Genomic DNA, 2040 nt, shown 5'->3' with positions numbered 1-2040 from the left:
GCACCGCCGGCGCCTTCGGCAAGCTCTATGGCGGGCCGGTGACGCGCGACCTTCTGGCCGTCTACACCACGGTGGTCCGCGCGGTGCCGGAACTGGTGCTGATCCTGCTGCTCTATTACGCCGGCACCGACCTCATCAACCAGGTGCTAGCGGCGATGGGCTACAGCCGTGTCGATATCAGCGGTCTGGCGGCCGGCATTTTCGTGCTGGGCTTCGTCCAGGGCGCCTATTCGACCGAGGTTATCCGCGGCGCTATCCTCGCCATCCCGCAAGGCCAGATCGAGGCCGCCCGCGCCTATGGCATGTCGCCCAGTCTGATGCTCAGGCGCATCACGCTCCCGGCGATGCTCCCCTTCGCCATACCCGGCCTCGCCAATCTCTGGCTGATCGCCACCAAGGACACGGCGCTGCTTGCCGTCGTCGGCTTCTTCGAGCTGACGCTGGCGACGCGCCAGGCAGCCGGCGTCACCAAGGCCTATCTGCTCTTCTACGTCGCCGCCGGCGTGCTTTACCTGGCCGTGACCCTCTTCTCCAACCTGATCATCGGCCGCGTCGAGGCCTGGTCGCGGCGCGGCATGCCGTCCGTCAAGGAGGCGCGCTGATGTCGGCCGAAGCCACCGCGATCAACATGGCGGCGCGCGCCTCGATCTGGCTCAAGCCGCACCGCATCGTGCTTATCCTGATCGCGTTGGCGCTGGTGCTCTGCGCGGCTTTCTTCATGCGCTGGGACTGGCTGCCGCAATATGGGGAGATGGGCCTGATGGGCATCTGGCGGGCGCTCTGGATCCTGGCCGTCACCTGCGCGCTGGGCTTCGCGCTTGCGGTGCCGCTCGGGCTCGCCCAGGCCGGCGGACCGATCTGGTTCTCGGCACCGGCCAAGGTCTTCTGCACCATCATCCGGGGAACGCCACTGCTCCTGCAGCTTTGGCTGCTCTATTACGGCCTCGGCTCGATCTTCCCGCAATATCCCTGGATCCGCGAATCCTGGCTCTGGCCGTATCTCCGGCAGGCCTGGCCCTATGCCGTGGTGGCGCTGACCTTCTCCTTCGCCGGCTATGAGGGCGAAGTGATGCGCGGCGCCTTTGCCGGCGTGCCGCGCGGACAGCTGGAGGCCGCCCGCGCCTTCGGCATGAGCCGCTGGAAAATCTTCCGCCGCATCTGGCTGCCGCAGGCCTTCTACCGGGCGCTGCCGACCCTGACCGGCGAGACGGTGCTGCAGCTGAAGTCGACACCGCTGGTGGCGACAATCAGCGTCATCGACATCTTCGCCGTCTCCTCCAAGGTGCGGCAGGACACCTACCTGACCTACGAGCCTTTGCTGCTTCTGGCGCTGATCTATATGACGATCACCGGCATTCTCGTCTTCGCGTTCAGCCGGATCGAGGCGAGGATTCCGGTGAAGATCGGGTAGCGAATAGAGAGTAGCGAATAGCGAGTAGTTCCTTTACCTCCCCTACTCGCTATTCCCTATTCGCTACTCGCTGCTGGGCAACTCTGATGCAACTCACCCTCGACCAGGCAACAGGCCTATGCCGGATGGCGGCGCTCGGCGCCGGCGCCAATGAGGAGGCGGCGCAGTCGCTGACCGCCTCGATCATCGCCGCGGAGGCCGAAGGCCTGTCGACGGTCGGGCTGTCGCATTTCATCGACTATCTGGAGGCGCTCGAAGCCGGTCGCATCGACGGCAATGCCGATCCGGTGATCACGCGGCCGGCGCTTGCGGTCTACTTCTCCGACGCGCGCGGCGGGCTTGCCCATACCGGCTTCGACCGCACGATCGATGACCTGGTCAAGGCGGCGAAACTGTTCGGCGTGTCGATCTTCTCGCAGAAGAACGCCTACACATGCGGCGCGCTCGGCTATTTCACCGGGCGGCTGGCGGAACAGGGGCTGGTGTCCTTTGCGGCCACCAACGGGCCGGCGGTGCTGGCCGGCTCAGGCTCGGTCAAGCCGGTCTATTGCACCAACCCGATGTCCTTCGCCTCGCCCGCCGCCGACGGGCCGCCGCTGGTCATCGACCAATCGTCGAGCGCCACCGCC

The 2040-nt window shown here is 66.1% G+C and carries 3 protein-coding genes; all 3 read left to right on the top strand.

Translation table 11 applies throughout. The annotated features are described in order from the left end of the window. Nucleotides 1–602, top strand: a 602-nt coding sequence (locus EOA27_RS33760) for an ABC transporter permease subunit (RefSeq protein WP_127258442.1), incomplete at its 5' end; no start/stop codon positions are given. Further along, complete coding sequence (locus tag EOA27_RS33755) at nt 602–1411, top strand: ABC transporter permease (protein WP_127258440.1); 810 nt, start codon at nt 602–604, stop codon at nt 1409–1411. The genes EOA27_RS33760 and EOA27_RS33755, both read left to right, overlap by 1 nt. Before the next feature lie 86 nt (nt 1412–1497). After that, nucleotides 1498–2040 (top strand): Ldh family oxidoreductase (locus EOA27_RS33750; RefSeq protein WP_189562243.1); only part of this gene is annotated, 543 nt, incomplete at its 3' end.

It is taken from the genome of Mesorhizobium sp. M2A.F.Ca.ET.037.01.1.1 (assembly GCF_003998075.1).
GTDB lineage: Bacteria > Pseudomonadota > Alphaproteobacteria > Rhizobiales > Rhizobiaceae > Mesorhizobium.
Note: the sequence above shows the minus strand (reverse complement) of the source record. Positions and strands in the feature narration are given on the sequence as shown.

Excerpts from the sequence above, each read along its gene's own strand:
- EOA27_RS33755 (WP_127258440.1), top strand. The coding sequence starts at position 602 with ATGTCGGCCGAAGCCACCGCGATCAACATGGCGGCGCGCGCCTCGATC.